This is a genomic window from Variovorax ginsengisoli, assembly GCF_030486595.1.
GTDB classification, from domain to species: Bacteria; Pseudomonadota; Gammaproteobacteria; order Burkholderiales; family Burkholderiaceae_C; genus Variovorax; species Variovorax ginsengisoli_B.
On the sequence record NZ_JAUJZH010000010.1, the window covers coordinates 192,786 to 217,793 of the forward strand.

General features: G+C 68.5%; 22 protein-coding genes and 1 tRNA gene. 15 read left to right on the top strand and 8 right to left on the bottom strand.

All coding sequences use genetic code 11. From position 1 onward, the window contains the following. Positions 1-13: 13 nt before the first annotated feature. The 6 genes from QZH52_RS16180 to QZH52_RS16205 are packed head-to-tail and all read left to right on the top strand — an operon-like array spanning position 14 to position 4,988. The gene (locus QZH52_RS16180; protein ID WP_301810831.1) at positions 14-781 is read left to right on the top strand and encodes an ABC transporter ATP-binding protein; all 768 of its coding nucleotides are present in this window, start codon (positions 14-16) and stop codon (positions 779-781) included. Next, positions 778-1,503, top strand: coding sequence for an ABC transporter ATP-binding protein (locus QZH52_RS16185; protein WP_301810833.1), 726 nt, complete (start codon positions 778-780; stop codon positions 1,501-1,503). The genes QZH52_RS16180 and QZH52_RS16185 overlap by 4 nt, the downstream gene beginning before the upstream one ends. Further along, on the top strand, positions 1,500-2,483 hold the full coding sequence (locus tag QZH52_RS16190) for a branched-chain amino acid ABC transporter permease (protein ID WP_301810834.1): 984 nt from the start codon (positions 1,500-1,502) through the stop codon (positions 2,481-2,483). Before QZH52_RS16185 ends, QZH52_RS16190 begins: the two co-directional genes overlap by 4 nt. Before the next feature lie 10 nt (positions 2,484-2,493). Continuing rightward, a complete protein-coding gene (locus tag QZH52_RS16195; RefSeq protein WP_301810836.1) occupies positions 2,494-3,558 on the top strand; it encodes a branched-chain amino acid ABC transporter permease in 1,065 nt (354 codons plus the stop codon). Beyond that, positions 3,555-4,430: an alpha/beta fold hydrolase gene (locus QZH52_RS16200; RefSeq protein WP_301810838.1), complete on the top strand. Its 876-nt coding sequence runs from the start codon at positions 3,555-3,557 to the stop codon at positions 4,428-4,430. The genes QZH52_RS16195 and QZH52_RS16200 overlap by 4 nt, the downstream gene beginning before the upstream one ends. A 51-nt stretch (positions 4,431-4,481) precedes the next feature. Then, positions 4,482-4,988, top strand: coding sequence for a DUF1993 domain-containing protein (locus QZH52_RS16205; protein WP_301810839.1), 507 nt, complete (start codon positions 4,482-4,484; stop codon positions 4,986-4,988). Here the strand turns inward: QZH52_RS16205 and hemH are convergent. After that, a complete protein-coding gene (gene hemH, locus QZH52_RS16210) occupies positions 4,985-6,013 on the bottom strand; it encodes a ferrochelatase (RefSeq protein WP_301810842.1) in 1,029 nt (342 codons plus the stop codon). The two genes, QZH52_RS16205 and hemH, sit on opposite strands and share 4 nt — an antisense overlap. Positions 6,014-6,028: 15 nt before the next feature. On the opposite strand from hemH, the gene QZH52_RS16215 reads away from it, so the two are divergent. Continuing rightward, the gene (locus QZH52_RS16215) at positions 6,029-6,760 is read left to right on the top strand and encodes an HAD family hydrolase (RefSeq protein WP_286522490.1); all 732 of its coding nucleotides are present in this window, start codon (positions 6,029-6,031) and stop codon (positions 6,758-6,760) included. A 16-nt stretch (positions 6,761-6,776) separates the two neighbouring features. On the opposite strand, the gene QZH52_RS16220 is transcribed toward QZH52_RS16215, so the two are convergent. The 4 genes from QZH52_RS16220 to QZH52_RS16235 form a co-directional block, all read right to left on the bottom strand. Then, the gene (locus tag QZH52_RS16220; RefSeq protein WP_301810844.1) at positions 6,777-7,310 is read right to left on the bottom strand and encodes a hypothetical protein; all 534 of its coding nucleotides are present in this window, start codon (positions 7,308-7,310) and stop codon (positions 6,777-6,779) included. Then, the gene (locus tag QZH52_RS16225; protein ID WP_436411589.1) at positions 7,310-7,990 is read right to left on the bottom strand and encodes a C39 family peptidase; all 681 of its coding nucleotides are present in this window, start codon (positions 7,988-7,990) and stop codon (positions 7,310-7,312) included. The genes QZH52_RS16220 and QZH52_RS16225 overlap by 1 nt, the downstream gene beginning before the upstream one ends. Positions 7,991-8,003: 13 nt before the next feature. Further along, complete coding sequence (locus QZH52_RS16230; protein ID WP_301810847.1) at positions 8,004-8,375, bottom strand: hypothetical protein; 372 nt, start codon at positions 8,373-8,375, stop codon at positions 8,004-8,006. Between the two features lie 95 nt (positions 8,376-8,470). After that, complete coding sequence (locus QZH52_RS16235; RefSeq protein ID WP_301810849.1) at positions 8,471-9,865, bottom strand: hypothetical protein; 1,395 nt, start codon at positions 9,863-9,865, stop codon at positions 8,471-8,473. A 568-nt stretch (positions 9,866-10,433) separates the two neighbouring features. Between QZH52_RS16235 and QZH52_RS16240 the strand changes: the two genes are divergently transcribed. Both QZH52_RS16240 and QZH52_RS16245 read left to right on the top strand, forming a co-directional pair. After that, positions 10,434-11,753 carry a tol-pal system YbgF family protein gene (locus QZH52_RS16240; protein WP_301810851.1) on the top strand — a complete coding sequence of 440 codons (1,320 nt, stop codon included), beginning with the start codon at positions 10,434-10,436 and terminating at the stop codon, positions 11,751-11,753. Positions 11,754-11,774: 21 nt separating this feature from the next. Continuing rightward, positions 11,775-13,280, top strand: coding sequence for a sigma-54 interaction domain-containing protein (locus QZH52_RS16245; protein WP_301810853.1), 1,506 nt, complete (start codon positions 11,775-11,777; stop codon positions 13,278-13,280). On the opposite strand, the gene hpnE is transcribed toward QZH52_RS16245, so the two are convergent. Genes hpnE through hpnC form a run of 3 tightly spaced genes read right to left on the bottom strand, consistent with a single transcriptional unit; the run spans position 13,277 to position 16,314 of the window. Then, entirely contained in the window at positions 13,277-14,563 is a 1,287-nt protein-coding gene (gene hpnE, locus QZH52_RS16250; RefSeq protein WP_301810854.1) for a hydroxysqualene dehydroxylase HpnE, read from the bottom strand. The genes QZH52_RS16245 and hpnE overlap by 4 nt on opposite strands. A gap of 1 nt (position 14,564) precedes the next feature. Beyond that, on the bottom strand, positions 14,565-15,404 hold the full coding sequence (hpnD, locus tag QZH52_RS16255) for a presqualene diphosphate synthase HpnD (protein ID WP_301810856.1): 840 nt from the start codon (positions 15,402-15,404) through the stop codon (positions 14,565-14,567). 13 nt (positions 15,405-15,417) lie between these two features. Then, on the bottom strand, positions 15,418-16,314 hold the full coding sequence (hpnC, locus tag QZH52_RS16260) for a squalene synthase HpnC (protein WP_301810858.1): 897 nt from the start codon (positions 16,312-16,314) through the stop codon (positions 15,418-15,420). A gap of 51 nt (positions 16,315-16,365) precedes the next feature. Here hpnC and QZH52_RS16265 point away from each other — a divergent pair, with 51 nt between their 5' ends. From QZH52_RS16265 to clpP, 6 genes are all read left to right on the top strand, one after another. Then, positions 16,366-18,279 carry a potassium transporter Kup gene (locus tag QZH52_RS16265; protein WP_436411590.1) on the top strand — a complete coding sequence of 638 codons (1,914 nt, stop codon included), beginning with the start codon at positions 16,366-16,368 and terminating at the stop codon, positions 18,277-18,279. Between the two features lie 117 nt (positions 18,280-18,396). Then, positions 18,397-19,515: an efflux RND transporter periplasmic adaptor subunit gene (locus QZH52_RS16270; protein ID WP_301810860.1), complete on the top strand. Its 1,119-nt coding sequence runs from the start codon at positions 18,397-18,399 to the stop codon at positions 19,513-19,515. Positions 19,516-19,525: 10 nt separating this feature from the next. Then, positions 19,526-22,693, top strand: coding sequence for an efflux RND transporter permease subunit (locus QZH52_RS16275; RefSeq protein ID WP_301810861.1), 3,168 nt, complete (start codon positions 19,526-19,528; stop codon positions 22,691-22,693). A 117-nt stretch (positions 22,694-22,810) separates the two neighbouring features. After that, positions 22,811-22,897 (top strand) — tRNA-Leu (locus QZH52_RS16280). Positions 22,898-22,928: 31 nt separating this feature from the next. Beyond that, complete coding sequence (gene tig / locus QZH52_RS16285) at positions 22,929-24,242, top strand: trigger factor (RefSeq protein ID WP_286531625.1); 1,314 nt, start codon at positions 22,929-22,931, stop codon at positions 24,240-24,242. A 91-nt stretch (positions 24,243-24,333) separates the two neighbouring features. Continuing rightward, a complete protein-coding gene (clpP, locus tag QZH52_RS16290; RefSeq protein ID WP_286504210.1) occupies positions 24,334-24,942 on the top strand; it encodes an ATP-dependent Clp endopeptidase proteolytic subunit ClpP in 609 nt (202 codons plus the stop codon). The last annotated feature ends 66 nt before the right edge of the window (positions 24,943-25,008 follow it).

Genomic DNA, 25,008 nt, shown 5'->3' on the forward strand with positions numbered 1-25,008 from the left:
GAGCCCCATTTCCATGCTTGAAACTACTGATCTCACCATCCGCTTCGGCGGACACGTGGCGGTGAATGCTGTCTCCTGCGCGTTCGCGCCGGGCACGCTCACTGCGATCGTCGGTCCCAACGGGGCCGGCAAGACCACGTACTTCAACCTGATCTCGGGGCAGCTCAAGGCGTCCGCGGGCACGGTGTCACTCGACGGCCAGCTGCTGTCGGGCCTGCCGGCCTCGGCGCGCACGCGGGCCGGGCTCGGCCGGGCGTTCCAGCTGACCAACCTGTTCCCGAACCTCTCGGTGCTCGAGAACGTGCGGCTCGCGGTGCAGGCGACGCGCGAGGGCGCGCATCGGCGCGGCCTCAACCTGTGGAGCATCTGGAGCGACCACCGCGCCTTGACCGAGCGCGCCGACCAGATCCTGGCCGACGTCGCGCTGAAGTCGAAGGAGCACGCGACCGTGGCCAGCCTGCCGCACGGCGACCAGCGCAAGCTCGAGGTGGCGCTGCTGATGGCGCTCGAACCCAAGGTCTTCATGTTCGACGAACCGACGGCCGGCATGAACGCGGCCGAGGCACCGGTGATCCTCGACCTGATCCGCAAGCTCAAGCAGGACAAGAGCAAGACCATCCTGCTGGTCGAGCACAAGATGGACGTGGTGCGCGAACTGGCCGACTGCATCATCGTGCTGCACAACGGGCAACTGGTGGCCGACGGCGAGCCGGCGGAAGTGATCGCCTCGCCGATCGTGCAGGAAGCCTACCTGGGCGTCGCGAAGGAGGCCGCCGCATGAACACGAATCTTCTCGAGATGAAGGGCGTGCACACGCACATCGGGGCGTATCACATCCTGCACGGCGTCGACCTGGCCGTGCCCCGCGGCCAGCTCACGATGCTGCTGGGCCGCAACGGCGCCGGCAAGACCACCACGCTGCGCACACTGATGGGCCTTTGGCATGCCTCGCAGGGCAGCGTGCGCTTCGGCGACACCGACATCACGGCGATGCGCACGCCGCAGATCGCCGAGCTCGGCATCGCCTACGTGCCCGAGAACATGGGCATCTTCTCGGACCTCACGGTCAAGGAGAACATGCTGCTGGCGGCCCGCAAGGCGAAGAACGCCGAGCAGATGGACGACGCGCGCCTGAAGTGGATCTTCAAGCTGTTCCCGGCGGTCGAGAAGTTCTGGAACCACCCGGCGGGCAAGCTCTCGGGTGGACAGAAGCAGATGCTGGCGGTGTCGCGCGCGATCGTCGAGCCGCGCGAGCTGCTGGTCATCGACGAGCCCAGCAAGGGCCTGGCGCCGGCCATCATCAACAACATGATCGACGCCTTCGGCGAGCTCAAGCGCAGCGGCGTGACGATCCTGCTGGTCGAGCAGAACATCAGCTTCGCGCAGCGCCTGGGCGACCAGGTGGCCGTGATGGACAACGGCCGCGTGGTGCACAGCGGCAGCATGGCCGCGTTCTCGGCCGACGAACGACTGCAGCAATCCCTGCTGGGACTCGCGCTATGAAAAATACCGACTTCGACTGGAAGCCGCTTCTGCTGGTGCCGGTGCTCGCGCTGGTGGCGCTGCCGCTTACGGGCTCGGTCTCGACCTGGCTCACGCTCACGGTGGCCGGCCTCGCGATGGGCATGATCATCTTCATCATCGCCTCCGGGCTGACCCTGATCTTCGGCCTGATGGACGTGCTCAACTTCGGCCACGGCGTGTTCATCGCGCTCGGCGCCTTCGTCGCCAGCAGCGTGCTCGGCCTGATGGGCGACTGGACCGGCTCGGGCGAGCTGTGGCGCAATCTGGTGGCCGTGTTCCCCGCGATGCTGGTCGCCATGGGGGTGGCCGGCGTGGTCGGCCTGGCCTTCGAGCGCTTCATCGTGCGGCCGGTGTACGGCCAGCACCTGAAGCAGATCCTGATCACGATGGGCGGCATGATCATCGGCGAGGAGCTGATCAAGGTCATCTGGGGGCCGGCGCAGATCCCGCTGCCGCTGCCCGAAGCCCTGCGCGGCTCGCTGCTGGTTGGCGACGCGGCGATCAGCAAGTACCGCATCCTCGCGGTCGTGATCGGCGCCTTCGTCTTCGGCCTGCTGGCCTGGACCCTGGGCCGCACCAAGATCGGCCTCCTGATCCGCGCCGGCGTGCAGGACCGCGAGATGGTCGAGTCGCTGGGCTACCGCATCGGCCGGCTGTTCGTCGGCGTCTTCGTGGTCGGCAGCGCGCTGGCCGGCCTGGGCGGCGTGATGTGGGGGCTGTTCCAGCAGAACCTGATCCCGCAGATGGGCGCGCAAGTCAACGTGCTGATCTTCATCGTGATCATCATCGGCGGGCTCGGCTCGACCGCCGGCGCCCTGATCGGCGCCTTGCTGGTCGGCCTCATGACCAACTACATCGGCTTCATCGTGCCGACGCTGACCCAGTTCGCCAGCATCTTTCTGATGGTGGCGGTGCTGCTGTGGCGTCCGCAGGGCGTGTACCCGGTGGCCAATCGTTGAAGAGAAACCCATGCTGTCCCGACTTCTTTCCAACGACCTGCCGCGCAGCCGCCTGCTGGCCTTGCTGCTCGCGGCCCTGGTGCTGGCGCTGGCCTTCGCACCCTTCCTGTTCCCGGGCGTCAAGGCGCTCAGCGTGGCGGCCAAGATCCTGGTCTTCATCGTGCTGGTCGCGAGCTTCGACCTGCTGCTGGGCTACACCGGCATCGTGAGCTTCGCGCACACGATGTTCTTCGGCATCGGCGCCTACGGCATCGCGATCTCGGCCAGTCGGCTGGGCGCCAACTGGGGCGCGGTGGCGGTCGGCCTCGGGGCCGCGCTTGCGATCTCGCTCGTGCTGTCGCTCGCGATCGGCCTGTTCTCGCTGCGCGTGCGGGCGATCTTCTTCGCCATGATCACGCTGGCCGTGGCCTCGGCCTTCCAGACCCTGGCCTCGCAGATGTCGGATTTCACGGGCGGCGAGGATGGCCTGACCTTCAAGCTGCCCGAGCTGATCTCGCCGAGCTTCGAGTTTGCCGAAGAGCCCTTCCTCGGCGTCTCGCTCGACGGCCGGCTGCTGTGCTACTACCTGCTCTTCGTCGCCACGGTGCTGCTGGTGCTGGCACTGCTGCGGATCGTGAATTCGCCCTTCGGCCGCGTCCTGCAGGCGATCCGCGAGAACGAGTTCCGCGCCGAGGCGATCGGCTACCGCGTGGTGGTCTATCGCACCACGGCCTCGGTGCTGTCGGCGCTGTTCGCGACGCTGGCCGGTGCGATGCTCGCCATCTGGCTGCGCTACAACGGGCCCGACACCTCGCTGAGCTTCGAGATCATGGTCGACGTGCTGCTGATCGTGGTGATCGGCGGCATGGGCACGATCTATGGCGCGGTGGTCGGCGCGGTGCTGTTCGTGATCGCGCAGAGCTACCTGCAGGATCTGCTGCGCATCGGCAGCGAGGCGGCGAGCGGCATCGGCTGGCTCGCGGCGCTGCTGTCGCCCGACCGCTGGCTCTTGTGGCTGGGCGTGCTGTTCGTACTCTCTGTCTACTACTTCCCGACCGGCATCGTCGGCCGCCTGCGCGCGAGGGCATTGAAATGAACGCTCCAAGCTCGAACTACCTTCAGATCGCCGGCCGCGAGGTCCACTGGCTCGACTGGGGCCCGCGCGATGGCCCGGTGGTGGTGGCCTGGCACGGGCTGGCGCGCACCTGCCGCGACATGGACGAGCTGGCCCGGCACTTCGCCGAGCGCGGCTTCCGCGTGATCTGCCCCGACACCATCGGCCGCGGACTGAGCCAGTGGAGCCCGGCGCCGGACGAGGACTACCAGCTGTCCTTCTACGGCCGGCTCGCGCTCGGGCTGTTCGATGCGCTGAAGCTCGCGCGCGTCCACTGGATCGGCACCTCGATGGGCGGCGCGATCGGCATGGTCTGCGCGTCGGGCCTGCTCGAGGCGACGATGAAGCCGCGCATCGCGAGCCTGGTGCTCAACGACAACGCGCCGCAGATCGCCGCGGCAGCGGTCGAGCGCATCCGTTCCTATGCCGGCCATCCGCCGGCCTTCGATACGGTGGTCGAACTCGAGCAGTTCTTCCGCACCGTCTACAAGCCCTATGGCTGGCTCAGCGACGCGCAGTGGCGCCGCCTGACCGAGAGCTCGACCCGGCGCCTGCCCGACGGCCGCGTGACGCCGCACTACGATCCGGCGATGGTGCGGCAGTTCGAAGCCCATCCGGACGACTATCTGGTGTGGCAGCACTACGACGCGATCGAGGCGCCGGTCTTGTGCCTGCGCGGCGTCGACTCCGACCTGGTGCTGCCCGAGACCCTGGCCGAGATGCGCAGCCGCGGCCCCGGTGCCGCCGGCCGCCTGCAGATCATCGAGGTGCCGGGCTGCGGCCACGCGCCGGCGCTCAACGTGCCCGGGCATCTGGCGCCGATCGAGGCCTTTGTGCGCGCCGCCGGCATGTGAATCGAGACGGGCAGACAATCGGCCCGCTCATTCACTCGGAGACTTTCATCCATGGCGCTTTCGTTCTACGACATCTCGGTCCCGGTTTTCGTCCGCGGACTCGGCCAACTCTCGCACGTGCTCGACAAGGGCCTGGCCCATGCGCAGGCCAGCGGCACCGACCCGGCCGCCTTGTTCAATGCGCGCCTCGCGCCCGACATGTTCACGCTGGCCGGCCAGGTGCAGAGCGCCAGCGATGCGTCCAAGCTCGGCACGGCCCGCATCGCCGGCATCACGGCGCCGAGCTTTCCCGACACCGAGACCACCTACGCCGAGTTGCAGGCGCGGGTCGCGAAGACGATCGAATTCCTCAATGGCGTCGACCGTGCGGGCGTCGACGGCGCCGAGGCGCGCGAGGTCGTGATGAAGGTGCGCGGCAACGAGCTGAAGTTCACGGCCGAACGCTACCTGCTGCAGTTCGCGCTGCCGAACTTCTTCTTCCACGTGACGACGGCCTACGACGTGTTGCGGCACAGCGGCGTGCCGCTGAGCAAGCTCGACTACCTGGGACGCTTCTAAGGCCGGGTCGGCCAGCCCGCGAGATGGCGCTCGGCGATGCCGCTGAGCGCGGTGATCCATGCCGGGCTGTCGTTGAGGCAGGGGATGTAGTTGAACTCCTTGCCGCCCGACGCGATGAAGGCTTCGCGGCCTTCCATCGCGATCTCTTCCAGGGTCTCCAGGCAGTCGGCCGGAAAGCCCGGGCACATCACATCGACCCTTGAGACCCCCGCTGCGCCGAGTTCGCGCAGCGTGGGCTCGGTGTAGGGCTCGAGCCACTTCGCGCGGCCGAAGCGCGACTGGAAAGTCACGCGGTACTGCGCCGGCGCGAGCGCGAGCCGCTCGGCCAGCAGGCGCGCCGTCGCGAGGCATTGCGCCTGGTACGGATCACCGAGCCGGATGTTGCGCTCGGGAATGCCATGGAAGCTCATCACGAGCAGATCGCCGCGGCCGTTGTGCTGCCAGTGCCGCTGCACGCTCTGCGCCAGCGCGTCGATGTAGAGCGGGTCGTCGTGGTAGTCGTTGACGAAGCGCAGCTCGGGCAGGCGGCGCACCCGTGCGCTCCATGCGTTGACCGCATCGATCACGCTGGCGGTGGTGGTGGCGGAGTACTGCGGGTAGGCCTGCAGCACCAGCACCCGGGTCGCGCCTTCGGCCTTGAGTTCGTCCAGCCGCGAGGCGATCGAGGGCTGGCCGTAGCGCATGGCATCAAGCACCGTCAGGCGATGGCCGCGCTCCCCGAGCCAGCCGGCCAGCAGCACGGCCTGCTTGCGGGTCCAGACTTTGAGCGGCGATCCCGCGGGCGTCCAGATGCTGGCGTACTTGGCAGCCGACTTGGCCGGCCGAGTCCGCAGGATGATGCCGTGCAGGATCAGCGCCCACAGCAGGCGTGGGATCTCGACCACGCGCGGATCGCCGAGAAAGTCCGCGAGGTACGGCCGCACGGCCCGGGCGGTGGGCTCGTCGGGCGAGCCGAGGTTGCACCAGAGCACCGAGGTGCGCTCCGGGGTCATGGGGGCGGCGGGCGGTTCGTCTCTGAAGGGCATGCGATATTCTCGGTCATGGCTTTTGCGACCCCCGATTCCCTCGCGCTCGACGTCAAGCGCATCGCCGCGATCTCGCTCGACCTCGACGACACGTTGTGGCCGATCTGGCCCACCATCGAGCGCGCCGAGCGCGTGCTGCACGACTGGCTGCTGCGCGAGGCGCCCAGGACCGCCGACCTGCTGGTGACGCCGGGCATCCTGCGCGAGCTGCGCGAGGCCGCCGCCAAGGAGCGCTCCGACCTTGCGCATGACCTGAGCGCGCTGCGCCGCGAGTCGATCCGCGGCGCGCTGCGGCGCGCCGGCGAAGACCCGGCGCTGGCCGAGCCGGCTTTCGATGTCTTCTTCGAAGAGCGACAGCGCGTCACCCTCTATGACGACGCACTGCCGGCGCTCAAGTGGCTCAGCGAACGCTATCCGCTGGTGGCGGTCTCCAACGGCAACGCCGACATCCATCGCACCGGCGTCGGACGCTGGTTCCGCACCGCTTTCAATGCGCGCGATTTCGGCAGCGGCAAGCCGCACGCGCCGATCTTCCGGGCCGCCGCGGCCTCGGTCGGCCTGCTGCCCAAGGACGTGCTGCACGTCGGCGACGATGCGGCGCTCGATGTGGTGGGCGCGCTCGATGCCGGCATGCAGGCCGCCTGGCTGGTGCGCGAGGAGCGGCCCTGGGAGCACGGCGCGCGGCCGCAGTTGATCGTGCCGAACCTGCACGCGCTGTGCATGGCCCTGGACACGGCCCGCGATTGAGCTGATCCGCAGCGTTTCAGCGCGGCCCGGTGATCGCGCGCGCCAGGCCGTCGGTCACGGGGGCCTGGGTGTTGAGGTTCTTGATCATGCCCAGCGCGTTGCTGCTGGCATCGATCACGGTCTGGTTCACGATGTGCTGGTTGTCCAGCGTGTTCTGGATGACGGTGCCTGAGGTCCCGGCCTGTTGGGGCAGGAAGCTGTTCCCGGGGCCGATCTGGATCAGGTTGATGGCCGCCATCTGCTTGCTGAGCTGCGCCGCCTGGGCCGCGCTCAGGTTGTTCAACTGTCCGAAGTTGAGGGTGGTCTGCGTCACCAGGTCCCCGTTGACATAGGTGGCGCGCGAGATGCCGAAAGTCACCATCAGTCCGTTGCCGGTGTCGAAGCCGCCACGCAGGCTGTCGAGGGTGCTGTCGCCCACCGCCATCCATGTCTCGTTGTGCCGCTGCACCGGGTCGGCCAGGCCATCGGCCCAGGCCGGGGCGGCGCAGGCGCCCACCAGCAACGACAGGCCGAGGACCGATCGCATCGACAGGGCGCGTACGCGGCGCATCAGAAGTCTCCCGGTCCCAGCTTGGGCAGCGCGATGTCGTTCATGCCGTCGCGGCTGATGCCCGTGCCCACCGGTGCCCGTGGCGCGGCGCGCCAGTCGGCCGCGACGTTGAAGCGCGCGGAATTCATGCGGTTGTGGATCACGAACAGCAGGCCGTTCTGCCACTTGCTCTCGAACACCTTGCGCGGCATGGCGCGCGTTCCCAGCGCCGGGTCGCCGAGCAGGACCCGGTCGTCCTGCAGGCCCTTGATGACCACGAAATGGTGATAGCCGTCGGAGTTGATCAGCACGATGGCCGGGACGCGGGCCTCGCTGAGCTTGTCCAGCGGCTGCTTGAAGCCGTCGGCCTCGAAGCCCTGGGCCTCGAGGAAGCGTTTCATGTCTAGCAGCGAAAATCCTTGGGTGCGAATCTTGGCCTGGTCGCCGTGCTCGTACATCTGCTGGAACACGGTCTGCTCCGTGACCGGGAAGCCGTAGTGGTGGGTCAGCAGCGTGGCCAGCGCGGCCGAGCCGCAGCTGAAGTCGTATTTCTGGATCAGCGTGCGTCCCGTACGGGCCTGCTTCAGCGACGTGAGTGGAATGACGACGTCGCCCATGGCGATCGACGGCATGTAGGCGCCATCGGCGACGGCCAGGTCGGCCGTCGCCAACAACGCGATGCAGAGCAACAACCGACGCATGATGGAACGCCCTTCAGTTCATCTGGAGATTGAGGATCGTGGCGTTCTGTATCAGCACGTTGGCGCCGCTGTTCTGGATCACCGTCGGCAGCCCGCTCATGTTGGCGAACGATCCGGCGCTGATCGTGTTGTCGCCCGTCGTGACATTGCGTGCCGAGTTGTTGGCCGTGACGCCGCGCAGGGTCATGTCGTTGTTCACGACTTCGGCGCCGCCGCGGGTGTGTGCCAGAGTGTCCGCGTCGACCGGTTGGGCGACGAATGCCACGCTTCGGGACTCGGCGCCGGCGGCGTCGCGTTCCGGTTGCGCACTCTGCGCCGCCACCGTCACCGGCAGCATGATCCCGAGCGCCAGGCAAATGGGCCCGAGGCGGGTGATGGATTTCATCGTGTCTCCCTTCGGCCTGTGTGGAGGGCAGGCCGATCCACGCCGTGCACCCCGGTCACCCGGAACGCACGGCGGCGATCGGTCCCGCGCTTCGATCAGCGACCCACTGACAGGTTGGCCTGCACGTTCACGCTTTGCTGAACCAGCGAGGACAAGCCGCTGTTCTGGTTAGCGATCATGATGCCGGCTGCACTTTGTCCGACGCTGGACATCGTGTTCGACATGTTGAACGTGCCTGCATCGACGGTGTTCGTCCCGCCGCCACCACCGGAGCCGCCTTGGCCCACGCCGCCGGTACCGCCTGCGGCCGTGTTGGTTCCACCGTTGCCGCCGCTGCCAGCGCCGCCGGTGCCATTGCCGCCGTTGCCGCCATTGCCGGCGGTGTTGTTGCCGTTGCTGGCGCTGCCGTTGGTGGCACTGCCGTTGGTGCTCGAGCCGCCATTGCCGCCCGTGCCGTTGCCGGCCGTGCGGGTGCCGCCCGAGGTGCTGGTGGCTGCGCCGCCTGCGCCGCCTGCGCCGCCAGCGCCGCCAGCGCCCGTGGCACCGCTCCCGCCGCCTGCGCCTGCGGTGCTCGTTCCGGAGCCCGCGCCGCCTGTGCCGCTCGCGCCGCCCGCACCGGCCGTGCCGCTGGTGCCGCCTGCGCCACCTGCGCCGCCAGCGCCGCCGGCACCCAGGGTGCCGTTGCCGCCGTCGCCGCCCGAGCCGCCGGAGGTGCTGCCGGTGCTGCCACCACCACCACCACCGCCGGTCCGGCCGCCAAGGCCTGCCGCCAGGCTGCCGCTGCCGCCGCCGCGACCGCTGTCGCCGCTCGAGCCGCCGCGTCCGCCGTCGCCGCCACTCGAGACGGCCCTGCCGCTTTCGCTCGAACCGCTGGCGCTGCCACCGGAGCCGCGACCGCCGTTGCCGGCGTCACCGGCGCCGCCATTGGTGGCGCTGCCATGGGTGATGGAGCCGTTCGAGGCGGTGCCGCCCAATGCGCCGACCGCGCCGTTGCCGACGCCGCCGTTGCCGCCCGTGCCGCTTCCGGAGGCGGTGCCGCCAGCACCACGACCACCGGTGCCGCCATAGCCCTTGCCGCCCGCGGCCGAGCCGTTGTTGGTGGCTTGGTTGCCGATGCCCCAGATGCCGTTGTTCGACACCGTGCCATTCAACTCGCTGCTCGCCGTGGCTGTGGTCTTGTTGAAGTTGAAGGCGTTGTCGAACGTGCCCGTGGAACCGTTGTTCAGCGCAGCTGAACGCGCCGCACTGCTCACGGCGTCGCCCGAGTCCTTGTTGGTACTGCTGTCGGTACGCGTGCTCGAATGCGTGCTGCTGTCAGTGCGGGTGCGCTGGCTGCTGTCGGTGCGCGAATAGGTACTGCTGTCGCTGTAGTTGACGTTGACATTGGTGTCGGCGCCGGCACCCGATGGGCCGGCCGTCTGCTGCGCGAACGCGGCGCCACCAAAACCGAACGCCACAGCAATGGCTGAAGCCAGAAGTGACTTTTTCATGAACCCTCCAGTAAGTTGAACGGACAAGGCTTGACTTGATATGCGGCCGCAAATCGGTGGGGCCATGTGCAACTTCGGTGCCAGCAATTTACGGCTTGTTTCGCGAGGGCTTCCGTACAGAGGCAAGGGCCCGCTTCGGCCACGGTTCGCAGGCTCGACGCCGGCGGTCGGAAGGGCTGCGGGCCCATCGAATGAGCACTCGCTTTGTCACACTCCCTTGACGGCCGTTCGATGTAGCGGCAGGGCCGTGCGCCGAAGGGTCCGACAATCCTCGGACCGACTCCAGCCTTGTCCCGGCGTGCTTTTCGTCACGTGGGTGTGACAGTCGATCGCGTCGAAGCTAGGCCTTGCTCGGGGGGCGCTCCTTTGGCTGCGAGGCCAGGCTTGGCGCCGCGCGCCGCGCAGCCGCCGGCGGTCGTCCGGATCGAAGTGCAACAAATCTGAGACAGCGACCGAATTCGCTACAAATTCCTTACCTTTGTTTGCAACTTGTAGCTTGGTGTGCTTGTTCTTTACGATTAGGCTGGCACGCGAAAACGCTCGTACCAAGAAGCATGAGAGGGACACCATGGAGACCTTCGGTCCGCACAGGGCGCTGGCATTGCTGGCCTGTTCGTCACTGGCATGGTCGGGTGCCCTTGCTCAGAGCCAGGGTGCTTCCTCGACGCGCAATGCAGCCAAGCGCCTGGAGGCGCTGCAGCAGCAGGTGAAGGACCAGGGCCGGCAGATCGACGCACTGAAGGAGCAGGCCGACCAGCAGGAGGCTCGCTACCGCGAACTGCAGCAGCGCCTCGAGACCCAGGAGGCGCGCGGCGCGCCAGCCCCCGATGCGACCCGGACCGCCACCCGCAAGCCGGCCCCGGAGGGCGAGGCGGCCGATGCCGGCGCGAGGCCGGTGCAGGTCGGCGTCGCGCCCAGCGACGAGACGCCGCAGCCGCCGCAATATGCGCAGCTGTTCGACGAACCCGGCGTCCTCACGCCCAAGGGCAAGTTCGTCTTCGAGCCTTCGCTCTTCTACGGTTATTCGTCCAGCAACCGCGCCGCGCTGGTGGGCTACACCGTGATCCCGGCTCTGCTGATCGGGCTGATCGACGTGCGCGAGTTCAAGCGCAACACCTTCATCGGCACCCTGACCGGCCGCTGGGGCGCCACCAACCGGCTCGAGTTCGAAGCCAAGCTGCCCTACGTCTCGCGTTCGGACGACACGATCAGCCGCGAGATTTTCACCGGCTCGGCGTTCGACAACGTCTTCAATACCACGGGAAGAGGCATCGGCGATGCCGAATTCGCGGCTCGCTACCAGATCACCGACGGCAAGGACGGCATGCCCTACGTGATCGGCGGTTTGCGCTTCAAGTCCCGGACCGGCACGGACCCGTTCGAGGTGGTCACCGACTGCGTGACTCGCTGCATCGGCAACACCACCGGCACCGGCCTGCCGCTCGACCTGGCCACTGGTTCGGGCTTCTATTCGCTGCAGCCGGGATTCACCTGGCTGTTGCCTTCGGACCCCGCGGTGTTCTTCGGCGGTCTTAACTTCACCTACAACTTCCCCCGCAGCGGCATCAGCCGGCTGGTGCTCAACGGCGAGCGCGAGTTCATCGGCGACGTCAAGCCCGGCAACGTGTGGGGCTTGAACTTCGGCATGGGCCTGTCCATCAACGACCGTTCGTCCTTCAGCCTCGGCATGGAGCTGTATTCGATCGGCCCCACCGAACAGAACGGCCAGCGCGTGATCGGCTCGGTGCGCACGCAACTGGCTTCGCTGCTGCTGGGCTACTCGTATCGCTACAGCCCCAAGACCACCTTGAACGTGACCGTGGGCGCGGGGCTGACGCGCGACACGCCCGATCTCCAGATGACAGTCCGGGTGCCGATGTCGTTCTAGCCGCGGCTGGGATTGGTCACCATGCAGCAACCAGGCAGCATTCTTTGCGTGACGCTAGGCGGCCATTCGATGCGGGTGGCCGAGCAGCTGCTCGGGCGCGGCTGGGACCTGGCGCAGGCGAACGACCTGGCCGCCGCCGGCCGCCTGCAGGCGCACCGCAGCTTCATGCTCGGCCTGTTGGTGGTTGGCGCCGAGTCGACCGTGCCCGAGACGGCGGTCGAGGCCTGCATCGGCGCTTCGGGCGGCAGCGAGTGGGTGGCGGTGTGCGAGCCCCAGGCGCTGGAGTCTCCGGCCTTCCGCGACCTCGTCCTGGGGAGCTTCTTCGATCACCTGCTGATGCCCTTCCACTTGAACGAGCTGGAACTGGTGCTCGGCCACGCGACCCAGCGCGCCATCCTGCGGCAGCGCCACGACGCGGCCCGCCGGCATGCGGTGGATGCGCTCGGCATGGTCGGCCAGGGGCCCGCGATCACCCGCTTGCGCGAGCAGATCCGCAAGGTCGCCGCGACCGAGGCGCCGGTGCTGATCGGAGGCGAGAGCGGCAGCGGCAAGGAACTGGCGGCGCGCGCGATCCATCAGTGCTCGCACCGCTCGGCCGGGTCCTTCGTGGCCGTCAACTGCGGCGCGATATCGCCGTCGCTGATCCAGTCCGAACTGTTCGGCCACGAGCGCGGCGCCTTCACCGGCGCATCGTCTGAACGCCGAGGGCTGATCGAAGCAGCCAGCGGCGGCACCATCTTCCTCGACGAGATCGGCGACCTGCCGATCGAGCTGCAGACCAACCTGCTGCGCTTCCTGCAGGAAAAGACGATCAGCCGCGTGGGCGGCGTGCGCAACATCCATGTGGATGTGCGGGTGGTCGCCGCATCCCACGTGGACCTGGCCGAGGCGGTCGCCGTCGGGCAGTTCCGGGAAGACCTGTTCTATCGGCTGAACGTGCTGTCGATCGACGTCGCGCCGCTGCGCCGGCGGATGGAAGACGTGCCGATCCTGGCCGAGTATTTCTTCCAGCGCTGCGTCGCCAAGAGCCGCACGCGGGTGCGCGGGTTCAGCCGCCAGGCGCTGGCCGCGATGCTCGCCCACGCCTGGCCCGGCAACGTGCGTGAGCTGTTCAACCGCGTGCAGCGCGCGGTCGTCATGACCGACCGGCGCCTGATCGGACCCGCCGACCTGGGCCTGCAGGCGGTCGAGAACGTGGCCGGCATGGGGCTCGACGTGGCGCGCACGGCGGCCGAGCGCGACGTGATCTGCCTGACGCTGACGCGGGTGGGACGCAACATCACGCATGCCGCGCGCGAACTCGGAGTCTCGCGCATGACCCTGTACCGGCTGATGGAAAAGCACGGCATCGCGCTCGAATCGGAGTCCCGGCTTCACGTGGCCCCGGTCTGGCCGGAGCCGGCGCCGGTGATTCGGCCGACGCCCTCGCCGCGGGTCGGCGATCCGCTCGAGGCCATGATGAATGCGCCGTCCGCGGGCTTCCACGCCGATTGGGCGGGTGCCGGCAAGCCGGCGGGGCGGGCTTAGGCCAGCGCGCGCGCGGCGTCGATCGCGCTGCGCACGGCGCCTTCGAGCGTGGCGGGATAGGCGCCATCCACATAGTCGCCGCAGGCCAGCAGGCCCGGCGCCACCGCCTGCAGCGGGCGGACCAGTCCGGGCACGCAGGCGAAGGTGGCGCGCCGCTCGACCACCGTCAGCACCACCTGCAAGTCGGGCTGGCCGAGTTGCTGCCGGGCTTGCGCCAGCACCTGCCGCTGCAATTGTTCGCGGTCGGCACCGCTGGCACTGATCACGCAGGCCAGCAGGCCGCGCGGACCGCCGAGCTGGCCGCGATCGAAGACGAACTGCGCCGGCGCGTCGTCCCGGCTGCGCAGTGCGAGCATCGGCGCCGGCAGCACGGCGTCGCCGTGCAGGTAGACGGTGGCGATGGCTTCGTGCGCCAGTGCCCCGGCCGCCGCCGCCCAGTGCGGCGCCTCGTCGGCCGCCAGCCGTGCCGCTTCCCAGGGCGGGCAGGCCAGCACCACCCGATCGAAGGGCTCGCCGTCGACCTGCCAGCCGGCGCCATGGCGCGCCAGCGTGCGCACCCGGCGGCCGGTTTCGGTCCGGGCGCCGTGCTGCCGCAGCCATCGATCGGCCGCGTCAGGGAACAGCGCGCCGAGGTCGACCCGCGGCAGCAGCAGCTGCGACCCGCCGGGCGTCTTGAACAGCGCATCGGCCAGTACTTGCAGGAACACCTGGCCGCTGGCTTCGGCCGGCGGCGTGTTCAGGGCCGACAGGCACAGCGGCTCGGTGAGCTCGGCCTGCACGCGCGGCGTCAAGGTGCTGCACAGGTCGGCCACCGTGGCCGTGTCGGCGCAGGCGAAGCCTTGCCGCTGCCAGCGTGTCGACGTCTGCAGCAGCGACAGCTTGTCCCGCCACGACCAGCCGCGCGCCGCCAGCACCCCGGCCAGCACGTCGAGCGGTGCCAGCCGGCGCGTCGCCCGGTCGAGCCAGTGCGGCAGCTGCGGCAGCGATAGTCCGCCGCCGTCCGGAAAGCGCAGCACCAGCGGAATGCGCTGGAGAGCCGCGCCGGCATCGACGCCCACCCGCGCCATCAGCGCCAGGGTCTCGGTGTAGGCGCCGATCAGGATGTGCTGCCCGTTGTCGAGCAAGAGCGGGCTTCCGTCGGGCAGCGTCGCCGACAGCGCCCGCGCCCGCCCGCCCCATTGCCGCGCGGCCTCGAAGACCGTGACCGAATGACCGGCCCGCGCCGCCTCGACCGCGCAGGCCATGCCGGCCCAGCCGCCACCGACGACCGCAACAGTGCTCAAGTCACAATTTCCCGAGTGCCTGGACACGCCACGCCAGCCACAGCTTGCGCACCGGCGTCAGGCTCACGCGCTGGTCGAGCACCTTGAAGTCGTCGCGCGCGATCTCCTCGAGCAGCGTGCGATAGATGCTGGCCATCATCAGTCCGGGCTTCTGGGTCCGCCGGTCGGCCGCGGGCAGCAGCGCCAGGGCCTCGTCATAGGCCCCCAGCGCCCGGCCGGCCTGGAACTTCATGAGCGCCACGAAGCGCTCGGAATGGACCCGGTTCAGGATCTCGTGGGCCTTGACGTCGAACTGCTGCAGTTCGTTGACCGGCAGGTAGATGCGGCCACGCAGCGCGTCTTCGCCGACGTCGCGGATGATGTTGGTCAGCTGCAGCGCCAGGCCCAGCTTGTGCGCGTACTCGGTGGTTTGCGAATCGGTCTGGCCGAAGATGCGTGCCGCGCCTTCGCCCACCACGCCCGCCACCAGGTGGCAATAGCGGCGCAGCGCCGGGAAGTCGAGGTAGCGGGTCTGGTCGAGGTCCATCTGGCAGCCCTCGATCACCTGCTGCAACTGGCGTTCCTCGATGCCGTAGGCGGCCGCGTGCGGCATCAGGGCCTGCATCACCGGGTGGTGCGGCTGGCCGGCGAAGGACTGCGCGACCTCGCTGCGCCACCAGGCCAGCTTGGTCGCCGCGACGCCGGGGTCGCTGACTTCGTCGACCACGTCGTCGACCTCGCGGCAGAAGGCATAGAAAGCCGTGATCGCCGCGCGGCGCGGTTTCGGGAGAAACAGGAAAGCGTAGTAAAAGCTGCTGCCCGACGCAGCGGCCTTGTCCTGGACGTACTGCTCGGGGGTCATCTTGCGGGACTCTTCATGCGGCCGATTGTCTCCGCATCCGCAAGGCCCGCCAGGCCAGCAGCGCCGCATCGCCGCGCCCGAGGGTCGGCCGGGCCGAGAAGGTGTCGCAGCCCTGGGCCTCGATCTTGTCGAGGATCCGGCTGCCGCCCTGGACCACGAAGCGCAGTTCCCAGCCGGCGCGCCCGGGCAGCCGGTGCACCAGCGGTGCGCCTTCCTGCATCAGCCCGCGGGCCCACGCCACTTCGCTCGCCACCAGCGCAATGGCGGCGGACGGCGGCGCGGTGGTCGCCAGCGGCGCGAAGCGGTCGAAATCGCCTTCGGCGAGGCCATGTACGCGACAGTCCTCGCGCGGCAGGTAGCGGCGCCCGCGCGGCAGGTCGACGCTCAGGTCCTGCCAGAAGTTGATCAGCTGCAGCGCGCTGCAGACGGCGTCGCTCTGCGCCAGCGAGCGCGCGTCGGTGACGCCGTACAGGTGCAGCAGCAGGCGCCCGATCGGGTTGGCCGAGCGCCGGCAGTAGTCCAGCAACTCGGCACGGTCGGCATAGCCGGCGCGATCGCGGGTTTTCTCGATGTCCTGCACGAAGGCCGACAGCAGGTCCGCCAACAGCTTCTCGGGCAGCGCGAATTCGCGCATCGCGAAGGCCAGCGGCCCGAATACCTCGGGCCAACGGCTGGCGGGCGCCGCACCTCCCGCGGCGGCGGCGAGGTCGGCACGGAAGTCGCGCAGGGCCTCCAGCCGTTCGGCCGGACCGGCATCGCCTTCGTCGGCGATGTCGTCCGCGGTGCGGGCGAAGGCGTAGATGGCCGCGATCGGCGGGCGAAGCCGGGGCGGGCACAGCCAGGAGGCGACGGGGAAGTTCTCGTAGTGCGTGGGCGCGGCTGCGAGCGGGGGAGGGGAGAGGGATGACACGCAGCAGATTGTCCCGCACGCTACGATCGGAGCCGCCACGGACCACCCACCATGCCCACCTCGACGCCGCAGACGAATCTCTCCCACTCTGCGCTGCATCGGCCGCGGCTGCCGCTCGTCATGGTCGCCGCGCTCGGCGTGGTCTTCGGCGACATCGGGACCTCGCCGCTCTATGCCTTCAAGGAGACGCTGAACCCGGAACACGGCGTGCCGTTCACGCCCGACTCGGTCCTCGGGCTCCTGTCGCTGATCTTCTGGGGGCTGATGTTTGTCGTGACGCTGAAGTACGTGGTGTTCGTGCTGCGAGCCGACCACGACGGCGAAGGCGGCATCCTGGCGCTGCAGGCGCTGGCCGCGGGCGCGGTGTCGAAGCCGCCGGCCGGACGCTGGCTCGTTCAGGGCGTTGGCTGGCTGGGCCTGGTGGGTGCCGCCACCTTCTATGGCGACAGCCTGATCACGCCCGCCATCTCGGTCCTGTCGGCGGTCGAGGGCCTCGAAGTCGAAGCGCCGGGGCTGCAGCCCTTCGTGATCCCGATCACGGTCTCGATCCTGATCGCCTTCTTCGCGGTCCAGCGCAAGGGCACCGGGGTGGTCGGCAACATCTTCGGGCCGGTGATGCTGCTGTGGTTCGTCCTGATCGGGCTGTCGGGCCTGTGGCAGGTGCTGCAGCAGCCGCAGGTGCTGGCGGCGCTCGACCCGCGGCACGCGATCGGCTTCCTGCTGCACCACCGGGCCCAGTCGCTGGCGGTGCTGGGCGCGGTGTTCCTGGCCTTTACCGGCGGCGAGGCGCTCTATGCCGACATGGGGCATTTCGGCGCCCGGCCGATCCGGCTGGCCTGGCTTTTCATCGCCTTGCCCGCGCTGGCCCTGAACTATTTCGGCCAGGGTGCGCTGGTGCTGGGCAATCCGGCCGCCATCGACAACCCGTTCTTCCGCCTCTTCCCGTCCTGGGGCGTGCTGCCGATGGTGGTGCTGGCCGCCATGGCCACCGTGATCGCCTCGCAGGCGGTGATTTCCGGCGCCTTCTCGATCACGGCGCAGGCCATGCGCATGGGCTACCTGCCGCGCATGCAGGTCGTCCAGACCAGCGGGCACTCCATCGGTCAGATCTACGTGCCGACCATCAACTGGCTGCTGATGGTGGGCGTGCTGCTGCTGGTGATCGGCTTTCGCAGTTCGAGCGCGCTGTCGGCCGCCTACGGGATCGCGGTGTCGATCACGATGGTCACGACCACGCTGCTGACCGGGGTGGTGGCCTGGCGCCTGTGGCGCTGGAACCGGGTGGCGGTGCTGGCCGGGGTGCTGCTTTTCGCCCTGGTCGACGTCACCTTCGTGACCGCCAACAGTTTGAAGGTCCTGCAGGGCGGCTGGCTCACGCTGGCCGTGGCGGTGGGGGTGATGCTGCTGTTCACGACCTGGGGCAAGGGCCGCCGGCTCGGGCTGGCCGCGGCCGAGGCCGAGCGGCTGCCGCTCGAACCCTTCGTCCGCTCGCTGGAGGCCCACATGCCGCACCGGGTCCGCGGCACGGCGGTGTTCCTCAATGCCGATGCCGATTCGGTCCCGCACGCGTTGCTGCACAACCTCAAGCACAACCAGGTGCTGCACGAACAGGCGATCGTGCTGCGGGTGCTGCCCTGCAACACGCCGCGGGTCGACGCCCGCGAGCGGATCGAGGCCGCGTCGCTCGGCAGCGGCGTCTGGGTGGTCACCGCCCGCCACGGCTACATGGAACGCCCCGACGTGCCTGAGTTCATCCGCATCCTGGCCTACCAGAAGGGCCTGGCCTGCGATTCGATGACGACCTCGTACTTCGTCTCGCGGGCCTCCGTCGTCGATGCCCACCTGCCGGGCATGAACCCCTTGCGCCGGGCCCTGTTCCGCTGGCTTCAGCGCAACGCGGGCCGGGCTTCCGACTATTTCGAGCTGCCGGGGAACCGGCTGGTGGAGATGGGGCAGCGGGGATAGCGGAGGGCCGGCGGGAGGCCAGTCGCCCCCGATTCCGTTTGACACCGATTCGCGTTTACCCTAGATTACTAACCGGCGGGTCATTAATGGCCCCATCCGCAATCTCAAGGGTGCTCCATGACCGCGTCGACCTCCAACCCATTTCCTGGCCGCGCCTGGCTGTTGCTGGCCGTGCTCGCGCTGGCCGGCTGCTCGCGCCCGCCGGCGGCCGAGGAACCCTTGCGTGCGGTCAAGGTGGTCCAGGTCGGGACCAGCGCCTACGACACCGAGCCCGAGTTCTCGGCCGAGGTGAAGGCCCGGGTCGAGTCGCGGCTCGGCTTCCGGGTTGCCGGCAAGATCGCCCGGCGCCAGGCTGAACTGGGCCAGCACGTCCAGGCCGGCCAGGTGCTGGCCCAGCTCGATCCGCAGGACTTCCGGCTGGCCGCCGAAGGTGCGCGCGCCGCGCATGCCGCGGCCCTGACCAACCGCGACCTCTCGCTGGCCGACCTGAAGCGCTATCGCGAACTGCGCGAGCAGAACTTCATCAGCGGTGCCGACCTCGAGCGCCGGGAAAGCACCTACAAGGCCGCCCAGGCGCAGCTCGAGCAGGCGCAGGCGCAGCTGTCGGCGCAGGGCAACCAGACCAGCTATACCTCGCTGGTGGCCGACGTGCCCGGCATCGTGACGGCGATCGAAGCCGAGCCCGGCCAGGTGGTCGCTGCCGGCGCGCCGGTGGTGCGGATCGCCCAGGACGGCGCCCGCGACGTGGTCTTCGCGGTGCCCGAAGACCGCGCGGCCCTGGTCAAGCCGGGCTCGCCGGTCGCGGTGCGCGGCTGGTCCGGCGGCGGCGAACTCGAGGGCAAGGTGCGCGAGGTCGCGGCCAGCGCCGATGCCGTCACCCGCACCTATTCGGTCAAGGTGGCGATCGATGCCGCCACGGCGCCGGCGCTGGGCGCCACTGTCTACGCGCGGCCCAAGGCCCTGTCGCACAACGGCACGCCGGTGCTCAAGCTGCCGACCAGCGCCCTGCGCCAGGAGGGCAGCGGCAGCGCCGTCTGGGTGCTCGATCCGGCCAGCCTGACGGTGCGCTCGCAGCCGGTGCAGGTGGCGACCGCCGACGGCAACGAGGCGGTCATCGCCTCCGGCCTCATGCCCGGCATGCTGGTGGTGGCGGCCGGCGTGCACGTGCTGTCGCCGGGGCAGAAAGTGTCGATCTACCGCGACAAGTCCGCGGCGGCGCCGGTGGCGGTGCGCTGAGGACATCGCGATGAGCGCGCAGCAGAACGCCGACGCCGGCAAGGCCGGATTCAACCTTTCGAAATGGGCCCTCGAGCACGCGGCTCTCACCCGCTACCTGATGCTGGTGCTGATGCTGCTGGGCTTCGCGTCCTATTTCCAGCTCGGCCAGGACGAAGACCCGCCATTCACCTTCCGGGCGATGGTGGTGCGCACCTACTGGCCCGGCGCCACCGCGCAGCAGGTCGCCGAGCAGGTCACCGACAAGCTCGAACGCACGCTGCAGGAGGCGCCGTACGCCGACAAGATCCGCAGCTATTCCAAGCCTGGCGAGTCGCAGATCATCTTCGAGATCAAGGATTCGTCGAAGGCCGGCGACGTCGCCAACGTCTGGTACACGGTGCGCAAGAAGATTTCCGACATGCGCCAGACGCTGCCCGCGGGCGTCCAGGGCCCGTTCTTCAACGACGACTTCGGCGATGTGTACGGCGTGATCTACGCGCTCGAGAGCGACGGCTTCAGCTACGCCGAACTCAAGACCTTCGCGGACGACGTGCGCCAGCGGCTGCTGCGGGTCAAGGACGTGGCCAAGGTCGAGCAGTTCGGCGTCCAGGACGAGAAGATCTTCATCGAGGTCTCGCAGAAGCGCATTGCCCAGCTGGGCCTGGATTTCAATGCGGTGCTGGCCCAGATCGGGTCGCAGAACGCGGTCGAGAGCGCCGGCACGATCCAGGCGCCGCAGGACGTGGTGCAGGTCCGGGTGGCGGGCCAGTTCATCAGCGTCGACCAGCTGCGCGCCATGCCGATCCGCGGCAGCTCCGGCAACCACCTGCGGCTCGGCGACATCGCCGAGATCCGCCGCGGCTACATCGACCCGCCGGCGATCAAGGTGCGCCACGAGGGCCGCGAGGTGATCGCGCTCGGCGTCTCGATGGCCAAGGGCGGCGACATCATCGCGCTCGGCAAGGCGCTGCGCGGCGCCACCACGGAGATCGACAAGCGGCTGCCGCTGGGCGTCAAGCTGGTGCAGGTGCAGGACCAGCCGGTGTCGGTGTCGCGCTCGGTCAACGAATTCGTGCACGTGCTGATCGAGGCGGTGGCGATCGTGCTGGCGGTGAGCTTCGTCGCCCTCGGCCTGCACAAGGGCGGGCGCTTCGGCTGGTATATCGACATCCGGCCCGGGCTGGTGGTCGCGATCACGATCCCGCTGGTGCTGGCCGTCACCTTCCTGGCAATGAACTACTTCGGCATCGGGCTGCACAAGATATCGCTGGGCTCGCTGATCATCGCGCTCGGCCTCTTGGTCGACGACGCGATCATCGCGGTCGAGATGATGGTGCGCAAGATGGAGGAGGGCTACGACAAGGTCCGCGCCGCCACCTTCGCCTACGACGTCACGGCCAAGCCGATGCTGACCGGCACGCTGATCACCGCGGCCGGCTTCCTGCCTATCGGGCTGGCGAAATCGGTCACCGGCGAATACACCTTCGCGATCTTCGCGGTCACCGTGATCGCGCTGGTCCTGAGCTGGTTCGTCTCGGTGTATTTCGTGCCCTACCTGGGCACCTTGCTGCTCAAGGTCAAGCCGCACGACCCCGACGCGCCGCCGCACGAGCTGTTCGACACGCCGTTCTACAACGCCTTCCGCAAGTCGGTGAACTGGTGCGTCGAGCACCGCTGGCTCACCATCGGCGCCACCGTGCTCGTGTTCGCGTTGGGCATCGTCGGCATGGGCAAGGTCCAGCAGCAGTTCTTCCCCGATTCCAGCCGGCCCGAGATCCTGGTCGAGCTCTGGTTCCCCGAGGGCACGTCGTTCGCCGCCAACGAGGAAGTGGTCAAGCGGGTCGAGCAGCGGATGAAGGAAGAGGAGGGCGTCGACACCGTCACCAGCTGGATCGGCTCGGGCGTGCCGCGCTTCTACCTGCCGCTCGACCAGGTGTTCCAGCAGACCAACGTGTCGCAGTTGCTGCTGTTGTCCAAGGACCTGCATTGGCGCGAGAAGCTGCGGCTCAGGCTGCCGGCGGTGCTGGCGCAGGAATTCCCCGAGGCCCGAGGCCGCGTCAAGCTGCTGCCCAACGGCCCGCCGGTGCCCTACCCGGTGCAGTTCCGCGTCGTCGGCGCCGACCCGGCCCAGCTGCGGGTGCGGGCCGACGAGGTCAAGGCCGTGATGCGCGAGAACGCCCACATGCGCGGCGTCAACGACAACTGGAACGAATCGGTCAAGGTGATCCGCCTCGAGGTCGACCAGGACAAGGCGCGCGCGCTCGGCGTCACCAGCCAGGCGATCGCGCAGGCGTCGCGCACCATGTTCAGCGGCACCACGGTCGGCCAGTTTCGCGAGAACGACCTGCTGATCGACATCGTGCTGCGCCAGTCGCCGGACGAGCGCGAGGCGATCTCGGACATCGGCAATGCCTACCTGCCGACCAGCTCGGGCCGCTCGATCCCGCTGACCCAGATCGCCAAGCCGGTGTTCAGCTGGGAGCCGGGCGTGATGTGGCGCTGGAACCGCGACTACGCGATCACCGTCCAGGGTGACATCGTCGAAGGCATGCAGGGCGCGACCGTCACCAACGAACTGCTGCCCCAGCTGCGCGCGCTCGAGGCGAAATGGGCCGCCGACGGCCAGGGCGCCTACCGCATCGACGTCGCGGGCGCGGTCGAGGAGAGCAGCAAGGGCTCGGCCTCGATCGTCGCCGGCGTGCCGATCATGCTGTTCCTGGTGTTCACCCTGCTGATGCTGCAGCTGCACAGCTTCAGCCGCTCGCTGCTGGTGTTCATCACCGGGCCGCTCGGCATCGTCGGCGTGGCCGGCGCGCTGCTGGCCCTGAACCGGCCCTTCGGCTTCGTGGCGCTGCTGGGCGTGATCGCGCTGATGGGCATGATCCAGCGCAATGCGGTGATCCTGATCGACCAGATCGAGAGCGACCGCGCCGCCGGCGTGCCGGCCTGGGACGCGATCGTCGAATCGGCGGTGCGGCGGCTGCGGCCGATCGTGCTGACCGCCGCGGCGGCGGTGCTGGCCATGATCCCGCTGTCGCGCAGCGTGTTCTGGGGCCCGATGGCGGTCGCGATCATGGGCGGCCTGATCGTCGCCACCGTGCTGACCCTGCTGGCGTTGCCGGCGATGTACGCAGCCTGCTTCCGCGTCAAGCGCGAGACGCCGGTGGCGTCAGGAATCGCTCCGGTTAGCGTTTAAAATACGCGGTTGACCGATTTCAGGCGGGTGGCGCGCAAGCCCACCCGCCGCCATTTACCGGAAGCGCGGCACGTCTGAGCTGAGCCTTTCTCGGTATTCACCTGAAAAACTGGAATTGCGCGGGTGGCGAAATTGGTAGACGCACCAGGTTTAGGTCCTGACGTTCGCAAGAACGTGCCGGTTCGAGTCCGGCCCCGCGCACCAGCAAAAAAGACCCCTCAAAAGGAAGACTGAAATGACCGTGAACGTTGAAACCCTCGAGAAGCTCGAACGCAAGATCACGCTGACCTTGCCGGTCGGCACCATCCAGTCCGAGGTCGATTCGCGCCTCAAGAAGCTGGCCCGCACCGTCAAGATGGACGGTTTCCGTCCCGGCAAGGTTCCGATGAACGTCGTCGCCCAGCGTTACGGCTATTCGGTCCACTACGAAGTCATGAACGACAAGGTCGGCGAGGCCTTCTCGCAGGCCGCCAACGAAGCCAAGCTGCGCGTCGCCGGCCAGCCGCGCATCACCGAGAAGGAAGAGTCGCCCGAAGGCCAACTCGCCTTCGACGCGGTGTTCGAAGTCTTCCCCGACGTCAAGATCAACGACCTGTCGGGCGCCGAAGTCGAGAAACTCGACGCCGAAGTGGGCGACGAAGCGATCGACAAGACCCTCGACATCCTGCGCAAGCAGCGCCGCACCTTCGCCCAGCGCGCGCAGGACGCCACGGTGGCCGATGGCGACCGCGTGACGGTCGACTTCGAAGGCAAGATCGACGGCGAGACCTTCCAGGGCGGCAAGGCCGAGGACTTCCAGTTCATCGTGGGCGAAGGCCAGATGCTGAAGGAATTCGAAGACGCGGTGCGCGGCCTCAAGTCCGGCGACAGCCGCACCTTCCCGCTCTCGTTCCCGGCCGACTACCACGGCAAGGACGTGGCCGGCAAGCAGGCCGACTTCATGGTCACCGTGAAGAAGATCGAAGCCTCGCACCTGCCCGAAGTCAACGAACAGCTGGCCAAGTCGCTCGGCATCGCCGACGCCACGGTCGAGGGCCTGCGCGCCGACATCAAGCGCAACCTCGAGCGCGAGGTCAAGTTCCGCCTGCTGGCGCGCAACAAGAACGCCGTCATGGACGCCCTGATCGCCAACGCCGAACTCGACCTGCCCAACTCCAGCGTGCAGGCCGAAGTCGACCGCATGGTCGAAGGCGCCCGCGCCGAGCTCAAGCAGCGCGGCATCAAGGACGCCGACAAGGCGCCGATCCCCGACGACGTGTTCCGCCCGCAAGCCGAGCGCCGCGTGCGCCTGGGCCTGGTGGTGGCCGAACTGGTTCGCGCCAACAACCTCCAGGCCAAGCCCGAGCAGATCAAGGCCCACATCGACGAGCTGGCCGCCAGCTACGAGAAGCCGGCCGACGTGGTGCGCTGGTACTTCAGCGACAACCGCCGCCTGGCCGAAGTCGAAGCGGTGGTGATCGAGAACAACGTCACGGACTTCGTGCTCGGCAAGGCCAAGGTCAATGCCAAGTCGGTGTCCTTCGACGAACTGATGGCCCAGCAGGGTTGATCCTGCCGGCCACCGCGCCCTGGGGCTTGTGCTTTGCGGCACGGGCCCCATGTCGTCTGGGTACCGTATAAAACCCCTCTGGAGAGCACACATGAGCGCACAGGACATTCAAGGCCTCGGCATGGTTCCGATGGTCATCGAGCAATCGGGCCGCGGCGAGCGTTCCTACGACATCTATTCGCGCCTGCTCAAGGAGCGCGTGATCTTCCTGGTCGGCGAAGTCAACGACCAGACCGCCAACCTGGTGGTGGCGCAGCTGCTGTTCCTCGAAAGCGAGAACCCCGACAAGGACATCTCGTTCTACATCAACTCCCCGGGCGGAAGCGTCAGCGCCGGCATGGCGATCTACGACACCATGCAGTTCATCAAGCCCGACGTCTCGACCCTGTGCATCGGCTTCGCGGCCAGCATGGGCGCCTTCCTGCTGGCGGCCGGCGAGAAGGGCAAGCGTTTTTCGCTGCCCAACTCCAAGATCATGATCCACCAGGTGCTCGGCGGCGCCCGCGGCCAGGCCACGGACATCGAGATCCATGCCCGCGACATCCTCAAGACCCGCGAGCAGATGAACCGCATCCTGGCCGACCGCACCGGCCAGTCGTTCGAGAAGATCGCCCGCGACACCGAGCGCGACTACTTCCTGACGGCCGACGAGTCCAAGGAATACGGCCTGATCGACCAGGTCATCGCCAAGCGCAGCTGAAAAAAAGCCCCCGCGCCGAGGCGCGCGAGCAACAACGGCGTTTTCCATAGGGGAAAGCGCCGTTTT